20 protein-coding genes are annotated in these 19,449 nt (G+C 70.8%); 9 read left to right on the top strand and 11 right to left on the bottom strand.

The genetic code is table 11. The features are described 5' to 3' along the window. Nucleotides 1–5: 5 nt before the first annotated feature. Nucleotides 6–2,429, top strand: coding sequence for an FxSxx-COOH system tetratricopeptide repeat protein (fxsT, locus tag ACFQO7_RS34925; protein WP_376810402.1), 2,424 nt, complete (start codon nucleotides 6–8; stop codon nucleotides 2,427–2,429). A 13-nt stretch (nucleotides 2,430–2,442) separates the two neighbouring features. On the opposite strand, the gene ACFQO7_RS34920 is transcribed toward fxsT, so the two are convergent. The 3 genes from ACFQO7_RS34920 to ACFQO7_RS34910 form a co-directional block, all read right to left on the bottom strand. Further along, on the bottom strand, nucleotides 2,443–2,619 hold the full coding sequence (locus ACFQO7_RS34920; RefSeq protein ID WP_376810401.1) for a hypothetical protein: 177 nt from the start codon (nucleotides 2,617–2,619) through the stop codon (nucleotides 2,443–2,445). Nucleotides 2,620–2,755: 136 nt separating this feature from the next. Continuing rightward, on the bottom strand, nucleotides 2,756–3,490 hold the full coding sequence (locus ACFQO7_RS34915) for a VOC family protein (RefSeq protein ID WP_376810400.1): 735 nt from the start codon (nucleotides 3,488–3,490) through the stop codon (nucleotides 2,756–2,758). A gap of 77 nt (nucleotides 3,491–3,567) precedes the next feature. Further along, nucleotides 3,568–4,578, bottom strand: a complete 1,011-nt coding sequence (locus ACFQO7_RS34910; protein WP_376810399.1) for a hypothetical protein — start codon at nucleotides 4,576–4,578, stop codon at nucleotides 3,568–3,570. Nucleotides 4,579–4,827: 249 nt separating this feature from the next. Here ACFQO7_RS34910 and ACFQO7_RS34905 point away from each other — a divergent pair, with 249 nt between their 5' ends. Together ACFQO7_RS34905 and ACFQO7_RS34900 are read left to right on the top strand one after the other, a co-directional pair. Continuing rightward, a complete protein-coding gene (locus ACFQO7_RS34905) occupies nucleotides 4,828–5,166 on the top strand; it encodes a hypothetical protein (protein ID WP_376810398.1) in 339 nt (112 codons plus the stop codon). Nucleotides 5,167–5,286: 120 nt separating this feature from the next. Then, nucleotides 5,287–6,114: a hypothetical protein gene (locus ACFQO7_RS34900; RefSeq protein WP_376810397.1), complete on the top strand. Its 828-nt coding sequence runs from the start codon at nucleotides 5,287–5,289 to the stop codon at nucleotides 6,112–6,114. Nucleotides 6,115–6,224: 110 nt separating this feature from the next. Here the strand turns inward: ACFQO7_RS34900 and ACFQO7_RS34895 are convergent, their stop codons facing one another. Together ACFQO7_RS34895 and ACFQO7_RS34890 are read right to left on the bottom strand one after the other, a co-directional pair. After that, a complete protein-coding gene (locus tag ACFQO7_RS34895; protein ID WP_376810396.1) occupies nucleotides 6,225–7,034 on the bottom strand; it encodes a GGDEF domain-containing protein in 810 nt (269 codons plus the stop codon). A gap of 86 nt (nucleotides 7,035–7,120) precedes the next feature. After that, nucleotides 7,121–7,717: a TetR/AcrR family transcriptional regulator gene (locus ACFQO7_RS34890; RefSeq protein WP_360535672.1), complete on the bottom strand. Its 597-nt coding sequence runs from the start codon at nucleotides 7,715–7,717 to the stop codon at nucleotides 7,121–7,123. Between the two features lie 69 nt (nucleotides 7,718–7,786). On the opposite strand from ACFQO7_RS34890, the gene ACFQO7_RS34885 reads away from it, so the two are divergent. Continuing rightward, nucleotides 7,787–8,143, top strand: coding sequence for a cupin domain-containing protein (locus ACFQO7_RS34885; RefSeq protein WP_376810395.1), 357 nt, complete (start codon nucleotides 7,787–7,789; stop codon nucleotides 8,141–8,143). 39 nt (nucleotides 8,144–8,182) lie between these two features. Here ACFQO7_RS34885 and ACFQO7_RS34880 read toward each other — a convergent pair whose 3' ends face one another. The 3 genes from ACFQO7_RS34880 to ACFQO7_RS34870 form a co-directional block, all read right to left on the bottom strand. Continuing rightward, nucleotides 8,183–8,842 (bottom strand): hypothetical protein, encoded by a 660-nt coding sequence (locus tag ACFQO7_RS34880; RefSeq protein WP_376810394.1) that lies wholly within the window; start codon nucleotides 8,840–8,842, stop codon nucleotides 8,183–8,185. Between the two features lie 295 nt (nucleotides 8,843–9,137). Continuing rightward, nucleotides 9,138–9,842: an MOSC domain-containing protein gene (locus tag ACFQO7_RS34875; protein WP_376810393.1), complete on the bottom strand. Its 705-nt coding sequence runs from the start codon at nucleotides 9,840–9,842 to the stop codon at nucleotides 9,138–9,140. Between the two features lie 367 nt (nucleotides 9,843–10,209). Further along, nucleotides 10,210–11,034: a TRADD-N-associated membrane domain-containing protein gene (locus tag ACFQO7_RS34870; RefSeq protein WP_376810392.1), complete on the bottom strand. Its 825-nt coding sequence runs from the start codon at nucleotides 11,032–11,034 to the stop codon at nucleotides 10,210–10,212. Between the two features lie 389 nt (nucleotides 11,035–11,423). Between ACFQO7_RS34870 and ACFQO7_RS34865 the strand changes: the two genes are divergently transcribed. After that, nucleotides 11,424–12,152, top strand: coding sequence for a methyltransferase (locus ACFQO7_RS34865; protein WP_376810391.1), 729 nt, complete (start codon nucleotides 11,424–11,426; stop codon nucleotides 12,150–12,152). Between the two features lie 29 nt (nucleotides 12,153–12,181). On the opposite strand, the gene ACFQO7_RS34860 is transcribed toward ACFQO7_RS34865, so the two are convergent. Beyond that, a complete protein-coding gene (locus ACFQO7_RS34860; protein WP_376810390.1) occupies nucleotides 12,182–12,733 on the bottom strand; it encodes a carboxymuconolactone decarboxylase family protein in 552 nt (183 codons plus the stop codon). Between the two features lie 203 nt (nucleotides 12,734–12,936). Between ACFQO7_RS34860 and ACFQO7_RS34855 the strand changes: the two genes are divergently transcribed. The 3 genes from ACFQO7_RS34855 to ACFQO7_RS34845 all read left to right on the top strand — a co-directional run bounded on the left by ACFQO7_RS34855 (nucleotide 12,937) and on the right by ACFQO7_RS34845 (nucleotide 16,055). Then, nucleotides 12,937–14,100 (top strand): M20/M25/M40 family metallo-hydrolase, encoded by a 1,164-nt coding sequence (locus tag ACFQO7_RS34855; protein ID WP_376810389.1) that lies wholly within the window; start codon nucleotides 12,937–12,939, stop codon nucleotides 14,098–14,100. Nucleotides 14,101–14,209: 109 nt separating this feature from the next. Then, complete coding sequence (locus ACFQO7_RS34850) at nucleotides 14,210–15,325, top strand: carboxylate-amine ligase (RefSeq protein ID WP_376810388.1); 1,116 nt, start codon at nucleotides 14,210–14,212, stop codon at nucleotides 15,323–15,325. 130 nt (nucleotides 15,326–15,455) lie between these two features. After that, nucleotides 15,456–16,055 carry a nitroreductase family protein gene (locus ACFQO7_RS34845; protein WP_376810422.1) on the top strand — a complete coding sequence of 200 codons (600 nt, stop codon included), beginning with the start codon at nucleotides 15,456–15,458 and terminating at the stop codon, nucleotides 16,053–16,055. Here the strand turns inward: ACFQO7_RS34845 and ACFQO7_RS34840 are convergent. After that, nucleotides 16,029–17,600 (bottom strand): NAD(P)-binding domain-containing protein, encoded by a 1,572-nt coding sequence (locus ACFQO7_RS34840; RefSeq protein ID WP_376810387.1) that lies wholly within the window; start codon nucleotides 17,598–17,600, stop codon nucleotides 16,029–16,031. The two genes, ACFQO7_RS34845 and ACFQO7_RS34840, sit on opposite strands and share 27 nt — an antisense overlap. 153 nt (nucleotides 17,601–17,753) lie before the next feature. Here ACFQO7_RS34840 and ACFQO7_RS34835 point away from each other — a divergent pair, with 153 nt between their 5' ends. Further along, nucleotides 17,754–18,410 carry a hypothetical protein gene (locus ACFQO7_RS34835; protein WP_376810386.1) on the top strand — a complete coding sequence of 219 codons (657 nt, stop codon included), beginning with the start codon at nucleotides 17,754–17,756 and terminating at the stop codon, nucleotides 18,408–18,410. A 43-nt stretch (nucleotides 18,411–18,453) separates the two neighbouring features. On the opposite strand, the gene ACFQO7_RS34830 is transcribed toward ACFQO7_RS34835, so the two are convergent. Continuing rightward, nucleotides 18,454–19,296 (bottom strand): CHAP domain-containing protein, encoded by an 843-nt coding sequence (locus tag ACFQO7_RS34830; protein WP_376810385.1) that lies wholly within the window; start codon nucleotides 19,294–19,296, stop codon nucleotides 18,454–18,456. Nucleotides 19,297–19,449 lie beyond the last annotated feature (153 nt).

The raw sequence follows: 19,449 nt of genomic DNA, 5'->3' as shown, positions 1-19,449 counted from the left end.
CGGCCGTGACCGACGACAGCCCGACCCGGTACGAAGTCAACGCGCCCAACGCCAAAGGCCTGTACGTCGGCGACGGCGTACAGGTGAACGTCTTCGGCGGCCGACCGGAACCGGCCTGGCCGATCGCGGTGGGCCGGGTGCCGCCGCTGGCCGACTGCTGGCAGCCCCGGCCCGACGAGCAAGCCCTCCTACCTGTGGGCAACAGCCGGACGGCGGTGCTCACGCAGGTGCTCTCAGGTATGGGCGGGGTAGGCAAGACTCAGCTCGCCGTCGGCTGGGCGACCAGCCTGTGGCAGCGCGAGCACGTCGACCTGCTGCTGTGGGCAGACGCCGGATCGCGGCAGTCGATCGTTTCGGCGTACGCGCAGGCTGCCGCTGCCGTCGGCGCGGACTCGCGGTTGGAAGGAGAGCAGGCCGCGCAGTGGTTCCTGCAATGGCTGGCCACCACCGGCAGGCGGTGGGCGGTGGTCCTGGACGACCTGACGCGGCCGGCGGATCTGACCGGATGGTGGCCGCCTGCGACCGGGGCCGGATCGGTGGTCGTCACCACCCGCCGCGGCGACTCCGCCCTACGGCGCGACAATCGGGTGCTGGTGCAGGTGGGCCTGTTCGCGGCCTCGCAGGCTCATGAATACCTGACCGCGAAGCTGGCAGCACACCCCGGCCTCGCTGACGACGTCCACGGTGTGGCTGCCGACCTGGGATACCTGCCGCTGGCCCTGGCGCAGTCCGCGGCCTACATGATCGACCGGAACATGACATGCGGTGCCTACCGCGGTCGGCTCGCCGACCGCCGGCGCGGCCTCGAACATCTGGTGCCTGAGCCGGAGTCGCTGCCCGACGAGCACCAGGCGACCGTTGCCGCGACCTGGTCGCTGTCCGTCGACCACGCCGACACCCTACGCCCGGCAGGCCTGTCGCGGCCGTTGCTGCAGTTGGCGAGCCTGCTCGACCCGAATGGCATCCCGGCCGCGGTGCTCACCGCCCCGCCGGTATCGGCGTGGCTCAGCAACGCTGCCGGCGCCGAGGTCATGGCAGAGGACGTGCACGATGCGGTGCGCAACCTGCACCTGCTGAGCCTGGCCGTCCACGACCCGGGCAACCCCGCCCGCAGCCTGCGCGTACATGCCCTCGTCCAGCGCGCCACCCGCGACCAGACCCCGCCCGCCGTGCGGGACAGCGCCACGGTCGCCGCCGCCGACGCGCTCCAGGCGGTATGGCCTGCCGCCGACACCGACCCGGATCCCGACCTCGGCCAGGCCCTGCGAGCCAACACCGAGCACCTGCACCACACCAACCCCGACCCGCTCTGGACACCCGACAACGGCGTACACGTCGTGCTGTTCACCGCCGGCAGTCGCCTCGGCCAGGTCGGGCAAGTCCGGGCGGCCGTCGACTACCTCCAGCGCATGCACCAGACCGCGCATAGGCGCCTCGGACCCGACCACCATGACACGATGGCCGCCCGCGCCAACGTCGCCTACTGGCGGGGTGCGAGCGGCGACGTGGCTGGGGCAGTCGAGGCGTACGAGCTGTTGCTGGACGACATCTCTCGCGTGCTCGGCCCCGACCATCCCGACACGTTGACCACCCGTGGCAATCTCGCGCGGTGGCGGGGGCAGGCCGGTGACGCAGGTGGGGCTGCGGCCGCGTCCGAGCAGTTGCTGGGCGACCGGCTGCGGGTGCTGGGACCCGACCACCCGCACACCCTGACCACCCGTGCCAACGTGGCCTACTGGCGGGGGCAGGCCGGTGACGCGGCCGGTGCGGCGGCCGCGTTCGAGCAGCTGTTGGCCGACCGGCTGCGGGTGCTCGGCCCCGACCATCCTGACACCTTGGCGACCCGTCACAACCTCGCCACCTGGCGGGGGGAGGCTGGTGACGCGGCGGGTGCGGCGGCCGCGTTCGAGCAGTTGGTGGCCGACCGGGTGCGAGTGGTGGGAGCCGACCACCCCGACACCTTGACCAGCCGTCACAGCCTCGCCGGTTGGCGGGGTGCGGCAGGGGACGCGGGCGGGACGGTCGCCGCTTTCGAGGACCTGTTGGCCGACCGGGTGCGGGCGCTCGGCCCTGACCACCCCGACACCCTCGCCACCCGCCACAGCCTGGCCTACTGGCGAGGCCAAGCCGGTGATGCAGCCGGTGCGGCGACCGCGTTCGAGCACCTGCTGGGCGACCGGCTGCGGGTGCTGGGACCGGATCACCCCGACACCCTGAACACCCGCAGCAACCTCGCTGGTTGGCAGGGCCGGGCCGGAGATGCGGCCGGGGCGGTCGCTGGATACGAGCAGCTGCTGGCCGACCGGCTGCGGGTGCTCGGGGCAGACCACCCTCACACCCTGGCGACCCGCCGCAGTCTCGCCCACTGGAGGGAGCGGTTCGGCGAGCTTCCTTCCGAGAACGGAGCCCGCACTGAGACTGAGGAATGACGAACGCTGGACGTCACAGGTCCTCGCCGGCCCCGGCGGTTTCAAGACCGAGCCCGAACCGCCCATGTGCGTGGGGAGCGGAGCGGTCGGCTCGCCCCAGCCTGAGTCGCTGCCAGCCGGTGACGAGGCGGGCGCCGGGGTGGTCGCGGTGCTCGGCGAGGGTCCGGGCCAGCGTGTACGCTCCTGCCATGCTGTCGGCCACGGTCGAGTCGGCGTTCTCCCGGACCGGCACACCCGCCGCCTCGCTTGCGGATGAGGTCGCCGCGCTGCTGTCCGGCCTGGCCTGACCTGCAGTCGCCTCCTGCCCGACCGGCCGCGTTCGTCGATCAGGCCGAGGCGAGCAGGCAGAACTCGTTGTCTTCCGGGTCGGTCAGGACCGTCCAATGAACGTCGCTGCCCAGGTCGACGGCCGCTGCGCCGAGCGCGAGCAGCCTGGACTTCTCGGCCTGCACGTCGTCGCCCGGGTACGGGCGCACGTCGAGGTGGACCCGGTTCCAGCCGGTCTTCACGTCGGGGGAGCGGATGAACTCCAGGAACGGGCCGACGCCCTTGGCCGAGCGCAGTGCTGCGCCGGTTTCGCTCGTCTCCAGCACGGCCCAGTCCGTGGCGCTGCCCCAGAAGCGGGCCATGGCCTGCGGGTCGGTGCAGTCGACGACGATCGCGGCGACCGGTCCGGTGTCGCGGTAGATCGGACGTGGTTCCAGTACGCAGAACTCGTTGCCCTCCGGGTCGGCCAGAACCGTCCACGGGACGTCGCCCTGGCCGACGTCGACGGGGGTGGCGCCGAGGGCGGTCAGGCGCGCCACCAGTTCGGCCTGGTGGGCTGCCGAGGTGGTGGCGAGGTCGAGGTGCACGCGGTTCTTCACCGTCTTGGGCTCCGCGGAGACGACCAGGTCGACGACGACGGCAACCGGGTCGGGGTACACGAAGCCCTCGGGTTCGAGGTTGGTCACGCCGGGTCCTTCGCTGGACATCACCCAGCCGAGCGCTTCGGCCCAGAAGCGGCCCAACGCGGAGTCGTCCCGAGCCTTCATGTTGATCTGAACTAGCCGCGTCGCCATGCCGGTGATCTTATCGGCTTCGCTGCGACCAGGGCCGACCACACCAGGTCCCCAGGCCAGGCCGACGCCCGCCGAGTTCACTGCATCGCGGTGCGGTGCGGGTGGTCGAAGGACGTCGGGCAGTAGAACACCCACAGGCCGTAGCCCCGGCCGATGATGATGCCGGTGGGGCTGTTCGGCCCCTCCAGAGAGTGGAACTCTCCTGGCTGTTCGTCCTCTTCGACCGGTCGCCAACTGCCGGAGCCGCCGTCCCACTCGGTGCCGTGGATCCTCAGCAGCAGGCACATCGGCTCGTCGCACACCGTGCAGTCCATCGGGTACGGGTCGGTGAGGTGCCAGGACACGAATCCGCCCAGCTTCCAGCCCGGGGCGATGGACAGGTCGTACTGGTAGCGGCGTGGGGGCGCGGCCGGTTCCTGCTCCCAGGCCCGGATCCGCTCTGCCAGTTCCTTGGGCAGCAAGCCCGAGTACTGGTACTCGCGTACCTGCTCGGGGTGCAGCACACACGGTTCGGGCAGGTATTGCTCGGACACGACCGCGGGTTCCGGTGGCGTGGTCGTCACCGCGCCTACGTCGGCGGCACGCCGCCAGCGCAGTTCCAGGCGCGGACAGTACTCCAGATCGTCATGGTCGAGCGGGCACCAGAGCGTCTGGAACAGGTCAGTGCCGTCAGGGCCGAGCCAGCCGGGGACGTCGCGCCGGTACAACTGCAACACCGGCAGCATCGCGATCGGCTGCTCGATCGACTCGTCGGGCTCGGCGGCGTCGAGGCCGTCCAGCTCGGACCGCTCCGCGTCGCTGAGCTGCAACTGCTCGCCACGGCGGGTCCGCCGCCACGCGGTGTCGAGCAGCTGCCGCCACCGCCGTACCTGCTCGGGGCGCTTGGGGTCGTCCGCGTAGTGGGTGTCCTCGTCGCAGTGCGGCCAGGGTTCGCCTGCGGGCCACAGCAGCGGACCGCCCACCGAGCTGTCGTGCACGGTCGGGCGGCCGGGGCGCGGGTGCAGCCGGGTGGCTGTGGCCGAGTGGGCCGCGAGCTCCGGGAACGCGTCGAGGACGGCGTGCGGGCGGGGCGGGGTCGTCCTGGTCATGGGCACTCCCTCGGGGCTGTGCTGATCGGCGCGAGCCTAGCCCCCATTGCCACGAGTCTCGGTTGCCGCGGGTGACTAGGCTTCGCGCGTGATCTACAGACGCGACAAAGTCTCCAGGCTGCGGAAGTAGCGGTGCCCGTGTTCCTAGGACCGTATCCGTTGTGCCCGCAGTGTCAGGCAACCAACGGTGGGCTGGTCTCCGTCAGGCATCGCCAGATTCATCTGCGTGCTCACGGCAAAGAGGCGTGCGTGGACCAGGGGCTCGTCGGGTTACTGGCCGGCTTGTGGGCTGTCTGCGATACCCGAAGCTGCTGCGAGGACGACGGCGGCCGGGCGTACGTGATCCCGACCTCCGCCACTCGTGCCGCAGCGGTCGAGATGCTGAACCGGCTTGGGCTCCGCCCGGACGTCGTCGGCGGGATCGTGTGGTTCGACAAAGACACCGCGCTACGTCTGGACGAGATCGACGCGGTGCGGCGAGCGCTTGCGCAGCCACGGGGCCACCAGGTGCAGTGGCGAGTCCGCGATGGCAGGTTCGAACTGGTCGGGCCCGTGGACGCGGCACCCATTGGCGACACCGACACCTAGCCTGCAACCGCACCTGCCGCGATCCGGTCGGCGGTGCGGCACTGCCTTGTGGCTGATCGAAGACAGCCGCACTGACCGCGCCGTGAGGTAACCGTGACGTCCGTGCTGACCCTGGCTGGCATGAGAAAACGACTCGCCGCGCTACTCACCATCGCGGCAACTGCCGCGATGGTGCAGATAGCGACTCCAGCCCAGGCCTTCATCGGCCTGTACCAGGTCAACGCCGTGAGCCCGGCCAACGCCAACTCACCGAAGAACGTCTCCGCCTCATGCGCCGCCGGTGACGACATCGTCAGCGTCATGGGGCAGGTCAACAACGGCGGCGGTGACGTCCTGCTGACCCGTGCCTACCTCGACGCCGCCGGCGGCGGCACCGCTTCCGGCATCGAGGCCATCGCGACAGGCGTGGCCTGGACCGTCGAGGTCACCGTCGTCTGTGCCCCGGCCGGTGCGCTCGTCAACCGGTCCGTGGTGCAGACGGTGTCCGCCTCGAACATGGCCGACAAGTTCCAGACCGCGGCCTGCCCCGCGGGCGACAACATCGTCGGCGGCGGCTACTTCCTGACCGACGCCTTCGGCAACGTGTCCATCGACGAGGTCAGCTACGACGCCGCGATGACGCAGCTGTCCGTCACGGCCTACGACAACGCGGCCGTCGGCAACTACACCCTGACGACGCAGGCGGTCTGCGCCGACCCCCTTCCCATCAGCGACTACTGGAGCGCCACCTCGGCGTCCAACCCCAATTCACCCAAGGGCACGAACGGGGCTGCCTGCCCCGCCGGATCGCAGGTGTCGGCGGTCGGTGGAGTGATCACCGGCGCGCTCGGCGACGCGTCGATCGCGACGCTCACCCCGCTGCCCGTGGGCGGCGGCATCGTGGCACGCGAGGTCGGCGCCTTCGCCGGCAACTGGAGTCTGCAGATGCAGCGCATCTGCATCGGATAGCGGTCCGCCGGTACACACCGCGCCCGGTTCTCCCAGGAGGAGGACCGGGCAGGTCCGCGCCCAACGGTCGGCCGGGCTCCAGGTCCGCTGGGAGGCCAGCCGGCCGGCGGTCATCTCGTGTTCGGTGTGGTGTGATTCGATGCCTGGCTCCCCAACGGGGTGGGGGCGTGGCGGCGTTCCCGTGCGCGTTGCGTCGGCCGAGGTGTCACCGCGGTGACGTGGTGTTGCGGGTTGTAGGGGGCACAGCCGGTGTCGCCGGCCTTCGCGTCGTGCATGGCCAGGTCGGCGTGGTGCATCAGCAGCCGCAGATCACCGGTGAGGCTGCGCTCGGCGACGCCGATCGACATGCGCAGCTCGAGGAGCTCGCCGTCGGGCAGTCGCAGCGGGTGCGCGCTGACCAGGTGCCGTACGTGCCATGCGTGGGCCAGGGCGTCGGTCAGTAGCGCGTGCCAGGCGAACACGAACTCGTCGCCGTGGATGCGGGCGGCGAACGTGTCCGGCAGGTGTGTGCGCAGTACGAGCGCGATGTGCTGCAGCGCCCGGTCGCCGACCTCGTGGCCGTGGGTGTCGTTGATGGCTTTGAACTGGTCGAGGTCGGCGAAGCCGAGGCTCAGCGGCCGGTGGTCGGCGTAGCGGCGGCCCAGTTCGTCCAGCGCGCCGGCCCGGTTGGGCAGGCCGGTGAGGGCGTCGACGTGCACCGCGTGCCACAGCCGGGCGAGCAGCCGCCGTCGCAGGCGGGAGCCGGTGAGCCGGCAGATGATCAGCGCGGTTCCCGCGGCCAGCGTCGCGAGTGTCAGGGCGGAGAGAGTGGTCGACATCGCGGAGTCCGCCTCCTTCTCGGCGGCGTCGGCTGCGGCGGGTCGGTGGGCCGCGGCGTCGGGCCGGTCGGTGGTGGCGGCGAGGGGCCGCCCGGGGGCCACGTACGTACAACGGTCGATGCCTGCGGTGCGTGGCGGCTGCGGGAGGCCGGATCTGACCCAAAGGCGGACCCGCCGGGGCGCCGGGGTTACCGGGCGGTGTCGGCCAGGGCGGCGGTGAGCAGTGCCTGAGCGGTCCGCCGTACGGTCTCGGCGGCGTCCTGCGGGGTCTGTCCGGCGACATCGAGCAGCCAGATCAGCGATTCGATGCCGGTTGCCGAGCGGATCGCTACCGCGAGCGCGTGCACGTCGACGTCGGGACGGGTGCGGCGGACCGGTTCGAGGGCGTGCTCGATCCAGCCGATCGCGCGGCCCTGGCGCAGGACCGGCCGGTCGCCTGGCAGGTCCAGCGACAGCCGCAGGGCCGTCCGTAGCTGCGGTTCCCAGCCGAGGTTGTAGCGGGTGAAGGCGGCCATGAACACGTCGAGCCGGGCGTGCGGCTCGTCGGGTGCGTCGGCGTCGAGCAGGGTCTGCGGCGAGATCTGCGGATGGGCCGCGATCAGCAGCGAGCGCTGGTTCGCGAAGTAGCGGTAGGCGGTCGTCCGGGACACCCCGGCGCGCTCGGCCGCGTGTTCGACCTGGGGCGTCGATCCCTGGGCGAGCAGTTCCCGGGCCGCGTCGACGAGTGCCTGTCGGGTTCGTGACTTCTGCTGTGTTCGCCCGCTCGCTTCATATGGTATCGCCATTACCATCATGGTACCGAAGTACCGTGAAGCCGGTTCTCGTCACGCCGGCCGGACGAAATCAGGTGCGTCATGAACGGTCAGTCAGCCGACCCCGTCGTCACCGACCCGGAGCTCTACCGTGTTCTGTTCGAGAACGAGCGGGTGCGGGTGCTGCAGTACCGCGACCGCCCGGGTGACCGGACGCATCCGCATCGGCACCCGGACAGCGTGATGGTCACCCTCAGCGGCTTCCAGCGCCGGGTCTCCAGCGGCGACCGGCACGCCGACATCGAACTGCCGGCCGCGCACGCCCGGTGGATCGGGGCGCAGGAGCATTACGGGGAGAACATCGGCAGCACCGAGACACACGCCGTCTTCGTAGAGCTGAAGGAGCCGTCGGCCACCCCGGCCGTCGGGCCGGTTCCGCTCGGACCGAGCGAACGCTGAACACGCTCTCCCGCCCACATCGTGGGTTCGCCGAAGGTCTCACGTGCTGCGGACGACCTGGTTGAACGCCTCCCTGTGCCACGGAGCGGGGGTCGTGCCGTCGCGGCGGCGGTCTTCGGGCAGGCAGGACAGCACGTAGAGCACGATGGCCGGGCCGCCGAACATTCCCGCGAGGATCAGGAGGGTCAGGGCATCGGTGCCCGGCTCGTATGCGGCGATCTCGGTGGGATGCGCCCAGCCCTGCGGGTCGACCAGCACGGCGACGTCGCTGCCGATGCCGCGTCGGTTCGGCGTGCGCAGGAGGCCTGCCAGCGGCCTGCCCTGCGCGTCGGCCACCCGGTAGAGGTAGTCGCCGCCATCCTCGGACAGGTCGTGGCCGACGAGGTGGGTCACCGTCGCGGTGACCGTGCGTCCGCGTTCTCCGAGCACCGCGTCGGAAGCAGCCATCATCATGGTCAGCTGCCCGAAGGACAGCAGACACCAGGCGATGCAGGCCATTACGGTGCGCCCGACTCCGGTCGAGCCCAGCAGGCCCACGGCCGTGATCGGCACGGCCGTCACGGCCAGCATCACCGGAAACCGCAGGCTTCCGGGGCCCGGGTCGAGGCCCTGTGCGGTGCCGATCCACGCGCCGGCCGTCAACGCCGCCGCGGCCAGCGTAGACACGACCCCGATCCGGAACAGGATTGGCAGAACCACGCCTGGACGGTATCGCCCACGCGCTCGCCGCCGAGCCCGACCGATCTTCGTGCCGGACCGCCGCGTTGCACCGGCTCCGTTGGTGAACGATGGCCACATCTATGCGTCAATTCTGGCCCCACGTTCTCGCTTCTGGGATTCCTTCGGGTGAGAGCTGGCTCCATCGAAGCCGGCAGGCATCGCCGACATGCCGACTCTACGCACGGTTACGACCGAGGTCTTGGCCGGCGACGGTCGTACCCGACTGCCGGCCGGACCGCGGCAGCTGCGGACGCGGCGACGCTCCTCCTCGGCCTCACGTCAACGAGCACATATGGCCAGCGGCGACCCGGCCTGGCCTCTCCACCGTGGCGAGAACCCCGAAGGTCAGTCCGTGGTTCTCGGCGAGGGTCTTGAGCAGATCGTTCCGCTCGCCCGCCCGATCCTGTGCCATGTCAATCATCACGCACCTGGTGAGCGGCCGGACCGGCCGGAGGACGACTTCCGGGCCAATTCGCAGCCGGCGCCCCGGCCAGCCGTCCTCGGGGTAGCCGCTGCCGGGAACGTCGATCAGGAGGTTGGCCCGGAACCGCAACGGATCGACGCCCGTGCCGGCCTGTTCGCCGCCGCTGAGCTCCGTGAGGCGGCGCAGGGCAGCCGTCGTGATAAGGCTGACCGGGCCCTCATCATGGTGCAAGACAGCTTCCTCCGGGGCGAGCGTCACCGTTCGGCCGAGCACCTCACCGACCGCTCGGTGCCCGACCGGATCGTCAGCCGCGAAGCGACGACCGTCGGGCAACTCCACGATCGGAACCGGGTCCGCCGCGTACGCCTGAAGTCGGAACAGGCCCGGCATCCGCCGGAAGCGGCGGGTGTTCTTGCCGCTGCCGAGCTTGCCGTCCGGGTCGCGCACCGCCCACAGCCGGTCGCCGACCAAGCCGCGCTCGCCTACTTCGGCAAGCGGCACCACCTCGCCAAGCATCGACTTGATTGGGTATCGGCGGATCTCGGCGACTCTCACGGGTCGAGAGTAGGAGGTTCGGGGAGTTCCGGCGGTGTGGGGTCGTCGCCCAAGTCAAGACTCGGACAGCCCGATCGGTGATTAACTGCGCGCTCATTGGCGGATCCGGACGCGCTGGCACTCCTCGTTAACCCTCACCAGCAAGCAGGCCGCCGACAGTAACTGGCGCCTGTCGTTCGACCGGCACGGCCGGGGCCGACTCGTTCCCGGTCGGATCCGCCGGTGATCGACGTGTGGAGCCGGAATCTGCTCCCAGGTGGGACCAGTACTCACCCACGAAGCCAGGCAATCGGTGACTATCGAATGGATGGCTCTCTAAGCTGACACGGGCCGCACGTGCTCCAAGATGCGCTTCCTGCCTTGCGAGTCAGATCGATCCCTGACCTGGATCCGTTGCGCCACTCGTCCCCGGGGGAACTTCTGCCGTGCCCTGAAGGAGGCCGAGTGCAAGTTGCGCGCGGACATTGTCGCGAAGGCCAGTCTCCTCGATCGCATCGACAAGTTCGCGAGCTGCGCTAAGGCGGCGGTCGTCCTGGCTTTCCTCGCGCAGCAACGCACCTTGACGCACCATGTTGGCGCGCGCTCGATTTGACTGTACGTAAAAGAGGGAGGAAGTCAGGCTGATGACTGTGCCCGATGTGCCAGCCACGATCGCCGAGTACTTCTCGCCATTGCTGCCAGCGAACAAAATCGCTAACGCTACACCCGCGATGAGCACCGCCGAGCCTATACTTGCAAACCAGATACTAACCTTGAAGCTGGCCTTTGCTTGCGCCAATCCCTGAGTGTAGATCTCGCGCAAGATCGCCTCTTGTTTCTGGATGGCAGCCGATGCTCGGGCTGTTGCGGGATCAACCAAAGATTGTGGATGAAAGTGAACAGTGGCGTCCGCGCCATTAACGATCACCGCTGGTGCTTCGGCCTCTGCGTCTACCGTTTGCCGGATCTGGTCGGCGTAACGATCCAAAGTTCCGACCGTCCGCCGTTGCGCGTTTACCAGTAGGCCTACGCCGGCTAGGCAGAGTAACAGCCACGACGACGTACCGACGCCATCGGCGAACTTCGCGAGATAGAGGCCGGCCAGACTGCCCAGAATGAGAACAACAGCGGTGCCGAGCAACACCAGGTCGTGCCCGTTGAGGCGCCTGGATGATGACTCTGTCTCGATAGGCTGAGCCGTCGGAGAGGACATCCGACAACGCTATGGCGTCAACCGGCTTGGTTCCATCAACCCGAGTGTCAGATCTCTGTCGGACAAGCGGCGGCACTCCGGTTGGCAATCACGCGTCGATAGAGAAGACCCGTTGCGCCTTGGCCCGAGGTCTTCGCGGACCACATGCCGGGCAGCGTCTGGCTTATCTCGCGGTGCCGGCGCTGCACGCGGCCGAACGTGAAGATCTCGGCATGAATTTGCCGCCTCACTTCGTCGGTCCCAGGCCCGAGCAGCGACTGCAGGGTGGAACGGTGAATACTTGCGGCGTGCAATCCAGGCCCTCACCGCCGGACGTCTCTAAATCCTCCGCAGATCACCGCTACCTGCTGGATAACGCCCGAACGGAGGCGGCCGAGCGGTTCAGGTGGTTGGCCGAGCTGTTCGACGGCGTCACGCGAGGGCACTTCTACCGGCTCGGTATGACCGAAGGCTGGCGCTGCTGGGAGGTCGGCGCAGGAGGCCCCAGCATCCCCGAGGCGCTGGCCGCGGCAGTCGGGCCGACCGGTCACGTGCTCGCCACGGACATCGATCCGACCTGGTTGGACCCGCACGCCCGGTACGAGGTGCGCCGGCACGACGTGGTCGCGGACCCGCCGCCGCAGCCGGGCACGTTCGACCTGGTGCACGCGCGGCTCGTGCTCGTTCACCTGCCCGACCGGGCGCGGGCACTGGCGTCGATGGTGGCGGCGCTGCGGCCCGGCGGGTGGCTGCTGGTGGAGGAAGCCGACACCGAGCTGCAGCCGCTGGCCTGCCTCGACGAGGTCGGCCCGGTGCAGGAGCGCGCCAACCGGCTGCGCCGCGCCGTGCGGGAGCTGATGACCCGCCGCGGCGCCGACCTGCGCTTCGGCCGTACGCTGCCGCGGGTGTTGGGGGCGGCGGGCCTGGTCGACGTCGCGGCGTCGGGCTGCTTCCCGGTCGGCGGGACGGCGTGCGACCGGCTGGAGGCCGAGACCGTGCGCATGGTGCGCGCCGAGCTGCTCGCGGCGGGGCTGGCCGACGACGCTGAGATCGACGCGCACCTGGCTGCCGTCGACGCCGGGGAGCTCGACCTCACCCTCGCGCCGCTGATCTCGGCATGGGGACGCCGCCCGGGTTGAGCAGCCATCGGCCGCAGGTGGCCGCGGCGTCAGGCGGGCGCGCCGTACCCGTGTTCCTTGATGCGCTGCGCGGACTGCTCGTAGACGGCGGGATCTGCGGCCGGCAGCGTGCCCAGGCCGTCGACGTAGCGGTTGTACATGCAGAACGCCGCCGCGATCAGCACCGTGTCGTGCACTTCCAGGTCGGTGGCGCCCTCGGCGCGGGCTGCGTCGACCAGCGCCGTGGTCACCTTGCGGCCGTCCTGCTGCACGGCGGCCGCGATCCGCAGCAGCGCGCGCAGCTTCGCGCTGATGTCGGCGGCGTCGAGGTCGGCCCGGACCTGCTGGACCAGCGGCATGCCGGCGTCGAGCTGCGCGGCTGCGAACGCCGAGTGCGACGAGCAGCAGAACACGCATTCGTTGAGCCCGGAGACGTAGGCGGCGATCAGTTCCCGCTCCCCGGCGCTCAGCGTCGGGTGCGGCGCGTGCAGCAGCGCCTCGGCCAGCGCGTTGAGCGGGCCTGCGGTCTCGGGCCGGAACCGCATCGGCCCGTTGATGCCGGGAAACCGGTTCTCGTCCACACCGAGGTCGATGTGCGCCATCGCCACTCCTCACTGACCGGCGTGCGGCCGCCGCACACTCCTGGAGCATTTTCCCGGCTCGATACGCGGTGCGCTTCTTCGATGTTGCGGTTCTGCGGCCGGTCGGTCTTGTTTGGAGCAGTGGGCCTGCCGCTACGCCCGGCCTCGCCGGTTGCGCAATTTCGCTGCTGGCAGGCGCGCGACGGCGCTGCCACGCTGACGACATGTCCGACGTGGAGCATATGGGCGGTCAGGCGCAGCTGCGGGCCGCGACGATGACGGCGCAACTACGCGAGCTGGTGCACACCGAGTCGCCGCCGGGAGCGCTGCCGCAGCTGAACGCCTGCGCCGACCTGCTGGCGGCGTGGGGCACGGCGGCGCTGGGCCGCCCGCCGCGCCGGGTGGTCCACGACGGGCTGCCGCACCTGCTGTGGGCCGCCGAGGACCAGCGGGTGCTGCTGCTGGGCCACTACGACACGGTATGGCCGGCCGGCACCGTCGAGCAGTGGCCCTTCACGGTACGCGGGCCCATCGCCACCGGGCCGGGGGTGTGCGACATGAAGTCCGGCATCGTCCAGATGCTCACCGCCCTGACGCTGCTGCCCGACACCTCCCGCGTCGGCCTGCTGCTGACCTGCGACGAGGAGACCGGCTCGGTAACGTCCCGGCCGCTGATCGAGCAGCAGGCCCGCCGCTCGCGGGCGGTGCTGGTCGGCGAGCCGAGCACCGAGGACGGGGCGCTGAAGGTGGCCCGCAAGGGCGGCTCGATGTACCGGATCACGGTGCAGGGCCGGGCCGCGCACGCCGGGGTGGAGCCGCACCGGGGCGTCAACGCGGCCGTGGAGCTCGCCCACCAGGTGCTGGCCGTGCGTTCCTTCGCGGCGGGCGGCACCAGCGTCACCCCGACCCTGCTCAGCGCGGGCACGATGACCAACCAGGTGCCGGAGTCGGCGGTGTTCTGCGTGGACGTGCGCGCCTGGACCCGTGACGAGCTGGAGCGGGTCGACCGGCTGGTGCGGGCGATGACGCCGCTGGTGCCCGGTGCGGCGCTGTCCGTCGGCGGTGGCGTCAACCGCTACCCGCTGCCCGAACATGTCGCGCTGCCGCTGCTGGACCTGGCCCGGGCCGCGGCCCGCCGGCTCGGCCTGGCCGAGGTGCGCGGCGCGCACGCGCCGGGCGCGTCCGATGCGAACTTCACCGGCTCGCTGGGCGTGGCGACCCTGGACGGGCTCGGCGGGGTCGGCGGGGGTTCGCACGCGCGCAGCGAGTGGGTCGACGTGTCGCAGATGCCGGCGCGGGCGGCGCTGCTGGCGGGGCTGATCGCCGCGGTGCTGGAGCAGCCGCGCGGCCGGGCCCGGCGGGCGGCGGCGGGAGCCGCGATCGGCTGACCATCCACATCGGCGTGTCGTCGGCGTGCCGGGCCGCAGGTGGGCTGCGGGCCGGTACGCTCCGGGCGGCCGTGTCGCGCGGCCCCCGACCACCCCGGAGGCGACGACCGTGACCCAGCAGCCGAGCCGGACCCCGCCGCGGTTCGGTGTCGAGGAGGAGTTCCTCGTCGTCGACGCGGCCACCGGCGTTCCGGCGCCCCGCGCGGCCGAGGTGGTGGAGAAGGCGTCCGCGACGCTCGGCGCCCGCGTCTCGGGTGAGATCACAACGCTGCAGCTGGAGACCCGGACCGCACCGTGCGCCGACATGGCGGAGCTGGCCGCGCAGGTCGGCCAGGCCCGCCGGGTGGTCGCGGCGGCCGCCGCCGCCGCCGGCCTGCGGCTGCTGTCGGCGGGCTCCGCGCCGGTCGCCGGGCCCGTCCCGCCGCCGATGACCACCGGGCCCCGGCAGACCCGCGGCATCGAGACGTTCCGCGGCCTGCACGACGAACTGGCCATCTGCGCCCTGCACGTGCATGTCGAGATGCCCGACCGCGACCTGGCCGTCGCCGTGTCCAACCACCTGCGTCCGCACCTACCCGTGCTGCTGACCCTGACCGCGAACTCGCCGTACTGGGACGGCCGCGACACCGGGTACGCCAGCTGGCGCACCATGACCTGGCCGCGCTGGCCGGTGGCGGGCCCGCCACCGCGCTTCGACTCCGCCGCCCACTACGACCAGGTCGTCGACACGTTGCAGCAGGCCGGTGCGCTCGTCGACCGGGGCACCGTCTTCTGGGACGTGCGTCCCTCGGCGACCCATCCGACCCTGGAGGTCCGGGTCGCCGACGCGGCGCTGACCGCCGACGAGGCCGTGCTGTACGCCGTGGTCGTCCGGGCCCTGGTGACGCACCTGTCGGCGGTCGCCAGGCGCGGTGAACCCGCCCCGGAGGTGCCCGAGCAGCTGCTGCGCGCCGCGTACTGGCGGGCCGCCCGCGACGGCCTCGACGGCGAGGGCCTGGACCTTGCCACCGCGCGGCTGCGCCCGGCCGGCGAGCTGGCCCGTGACCTGGTCGCACTGGTGGAGCCGCAGCTGCGCGCCACCGGCGAGTACGAATACGTGATCGCAGGACTGGATCGGCTGCTGGACAGCGGGTCGGGGGCCAGGCGGCAGCGCGCGGCGGCCCAAGACGGCGGCCCGGCCGCGGTCGTCGGCTACGTCGCCGAGCAGACGGCGGGCCGGCACTAACAGGGCAATCCGGCGTAAGCGCGACGGGCCACCGGTGGGTGATGCTGGACGGCGAAGCCACCCCCTTGGAGGCCCCGTGAACGCCGTCGCCACCGTCCCGTTTCAGCTGGACCGCCTCGACCCCAAGCAGATGAGCCGCACCGTGCGCGAGTTCGCCGACCGGATGGCCGCCCGCCGGTCGGTGCGCGAGTTCTCGCCCGAAGCCATTCCGCTGGACGTCGTCGAGAACGCCATCCGCGCCGCCGCGACCGCGCCCAGCGGCGCGAACGTGCAGCCGTGGCGTTTCGTGGTCCTCACCGACCCGGCCCGCAAGCGGGCGCTGCGGCTGGCGGCGGAGGCCGAGGAGCGCGAGTTCTACACCCGCCGCGCCCCGCGCGAGTGGCTGGAGGCGGTCTCGGCGATGGGCACCGACTGGCACAAGCCGTTCCTGGAGACCGCCCCCGTCGTCATCGTCGTGTTCGAGGTCCACCAGGGCCCGAACACCCCCAAGCCGTACTACGTCAAGGAGTCCGTCGGCATCGCCGTCGGCGTGCTCATCACCGCGCTGCACCTGGCCGGGCTGGCCACGCTCACCCACACGCCGAGCCCGATGCGTTTCCTCAACGAGATCTGCGGCCGCCCGGCCGAGGAGCGGGCGTGCGTGGTGATGCCCGTCGGCCGGCCCGCCGACGGGGTCACCGTGCCCGCCCTGTCCCGCAAACCGCTACCGGAGGTCCTCGTCCACCGCTGACCCGGCCAGGTCGCGGGCGAAGAACTCGTGCAGGGGCCGCACGTGCCGGTCCTCGCGCCGCCACTCGGCCAGCAGATCCTCCAGCAGATGCAGCTCCTGCACCAGCTCGCCATGGCGGTACCGGCGGACCACCGGGTGGATGAAGGCGCTCTCGGCGGCCCGGTCGGGCTGCGGGTGCCGCTCGATGGCGAACACGTCGGAGTACTCGTCGCGGCCCCAGCGCAGCCCGAACGTGTACAGGTGCGGCTGGTCGCCGAACCGGGCGACCGCGTAGTCCTCGGGCAGGTCGTGGTAGTGCCGCACCCGCCCGGACGCCTCGTCGACGACGAGGGCGTCGGTGAGGAACTCGAACTGCGTCCACAGCGCCGAGCTCCAGTTGACCCGGTCCAGCACTGCCGCCGTCAGCGAGCCGGCGTCGACCTCGTCGTAGGGCAGCGGCACCTGCTCGTAGCGTTCCCGCAGCAGCTGGGTCAGGGTGCGCAGGTTGTACCGGAAGCCGTCGATGAACGCCGAGGACGCCTTCTTGAAGTCCCGGTCCTGGGCCAGCGTCCCGGCGAAGTACAGCCCGTCGACGTCGAGCGACTGCCAGTCGGGGCGGGTGGCGGGCATGCGGCCGTTCGGGGTCATCCGCGGCCGGCAGCCGTCGCCGAACAGCGACGTGTCCATGGCGAACCCTGTGCAGCGCAGCACCGACTCGTACTCCATGACCGCGGTCTCCCCGTCGGCGTGGGTGTAGGTCAGGCTGACCTCGAACCGGTCGCCGACCGGGCGGATCTCGTCGATGACGCAGTCGAGCACCGAGTGCAGGGTCTTGAACTGGTAGCTGTCCAGCACCGCCCCGTGGTGGCCGCGTACGTCACCGGGGTGTTTGGTGTTCCACGCCAGCCGCAGCGGCCGCGGGCTCGCCAGGTGGATCATCGCGGCGTGCCCGAGCAGCGCCGACGCGGTCTCGAACGCGGAGTTGCCCTTGCCGAGGATCAGCACCCGCTGGTCGGCGTAGTCGGCCGGGTCGGTGCTCATCGCCTCGTAGCCGACGGCGTGCTCGATGCCCTTGACGTCGGGGATGTTCGGCCGGCCCCAGCCGGTCGCTACGACGATGCAGTCGGCGTGGACCACCCCGTCGGCGGTGTGCACCGCGAACCCGTCCCCGGCCCGGTCCACCCGCCGCACGTCGGTGTCGTAGCGGACGTTGAGCTTGTGGTGGCGGCCGAAGTCGCCCAGGTAGCGGACCATGTCGTCGGCGTGCGGGAAGTACTCGCGGCTGTAGTCGGCGAACGGCAGCTCGGCCGGGTCCTGCAGCAGCGAGTTCCAGTCCCAGCGCAGCCGGATCTCCGGGTCGGTGGCCACCGAGTGGACCTTGTTGAGGGAGATGAGCTTGCGGTGGCGGGGGAAGTGGCGGAAGAACTCGGCAGGCTCCGGCGCCCGCTCCAGGGTGAGGTAGTCGGCTCCGGCCTGCTGCAGGTAGTAGCTCAACTGGAGCCCGGCCGGACCCGCGCCGACGATCACATACCGGTGGCGGACCTCGGCCGGTGCACTGTCTGTCATGGACACTCCTCGTGAGGGATGCCATGACCCTCCATCATCGATAACGATGCGTCAATCATTCGTGCGCGGTGGGTCGCCGTGTAATTCGATGGTCGACGAGTTCGCGTGTCCGGTGTGGTCATGCCGGTGGCCGAGGGGTGTTAAGTTCGCGCGATGATCTCGCTGCTGTCGTTGTCCGTCGAGGGCCTGCGGGTGATCGTGCGCATCGACGGCGAGGACGTCAGCCGCGCCGATGACAACGACGGCCCCGACCCGTGGCACGTCCTCGTGCCGGTGAACCGCTTCGTGGCGACCGACGAGCCCACGACCGCGACGATCGCCTGCTGTCCCGGCTGCGGCCCGGACTGCGTCGCGATCGAAACGAGCATCCGCCGCGAAGGCGACACCGTGCGCTGGGAGTGGGGCCGGACCCGGGTGAGTTGGCAGGTCGATCGGCGAACGGCGGTGTTCGACGCTGCCGCCTACGACGCCGAGGTCGCCCGCATCGGGTCCGACCACAGCTGGGAGACCGCAGAACGCCGGGCCGGGCGCCTCATCCTGACCGACCTTGCTTTGCCGCCGGGAGTCGGGGCCGTCAAGGCTCACGCCGCTGACGCCGGTGAGCTCGTGGTGTGGCTAGAAGAGCCGGACGCGTACCAGATCTTCGTGAGCACGGTGTGGGACCCGGAGCGGCCCGATGAGAGCGCCGCGCAAGTGCGGGCCCTGCTGGCCGGACCGCCCGAGAGCTGGCCTGCGGAATGGCACAGCGTCAAGGGCAGCCAGGACCCGCCGGCTTATGCCGGCGGATCCTGGACAAGGGTTCAGTGGTGAGAGGGCGGGCCTGCGCGGCCGGTCCCCACGGTCCGGGCGTTGCCTACTTGAACCGGACGAACTGCGAGAACTGGCTGTTGGCGGTGCCCACCGACACGGTGCGGTGGCTGTAGGCCGACCCGCCGTTGTAGTTGTACTCGTCGACCTCGAACGTGCCGTTGGAGTTCACCCTGGTCACGAACGCTACGTGACCCCAGGTGCCGCCAAGGCGGACCGCGACGTCACCGGCCTTCGGGCTGCCGTACACCGGGATGCCCGCGCTGCGGGCGGCGTTGGCCCAGTTGTTGGCGTTGCCCCAGTGGACGCCGTCGTAGTAGTTGTGGAACGCGATGCCAAGCCGGCTGCGCACCGCCCACGCCGCGAAGCTGGTGCACTGGCCCTTGTAGAAGTTCCACGGGTCGACACCGGTCGTGGCCCCGCGGTACGGGTAGTCGTCCTTGGCCGGGTAGCTGTCGCCGCCGCCGGTGGGGGCGGGCTGATGCGAGGCGTTGTTGTTCTTCAGCGAGGCGTTCAGGTTGACCTTCGCACCGGACGCGATGTCCTGCGACGTGCCGCCGAAGTCGCTGTTGTAGTACACGCGGATGGTGCTGCCGGTGCGGTTCCACGCCGACGCCGCGTTGTTCTTCACGCACAGGCCCTGGCCGTTGCCGGCGCTCTTGAACTCGTAGCACGACGGCTGGGTGGCACCGTAGTCGGCCAGCGACGACCCGTGGTCGGAGATCGACCCGGCGAAGTCGCTGTTGTAGTAGTAGCAGAACTCGCCGCTGTCGCAGACGCCGTCACGTGACGAGGCCTGGGCCGGTGTCGCGGCGACGCTCGCGCCGGACACCGCGATGGCGATGATGACGCCCGCGGCGCGCAGTGCGCGTCCGACTCTTCCTGACATGGTTTGCCTCCCCGGGGGATGGAACTGAGGTGCACGGTGAGGCGACCGTACGAATCCGACTTACACACTTCGTACATTTCCGCTACAGCCGCCGACACCGCGCCGGCCGGGTGAGGGCTGGTGAAGTCCAGCACGCGCCGCACCTGTAGGTGC

The organism is Catellatospora aurea (genome assembly GCF_042663325.1).
Classification (GTDB): domain Bacteria; phylum Actinomycetota; class Actinomycetes; order Mycobacteriales; family Micromonosporaceae; genus Catellatospora; species Catellatospora aurea.
This window is presented reverse-complemented; position numbering and strand designations above follow the sequence as displayed.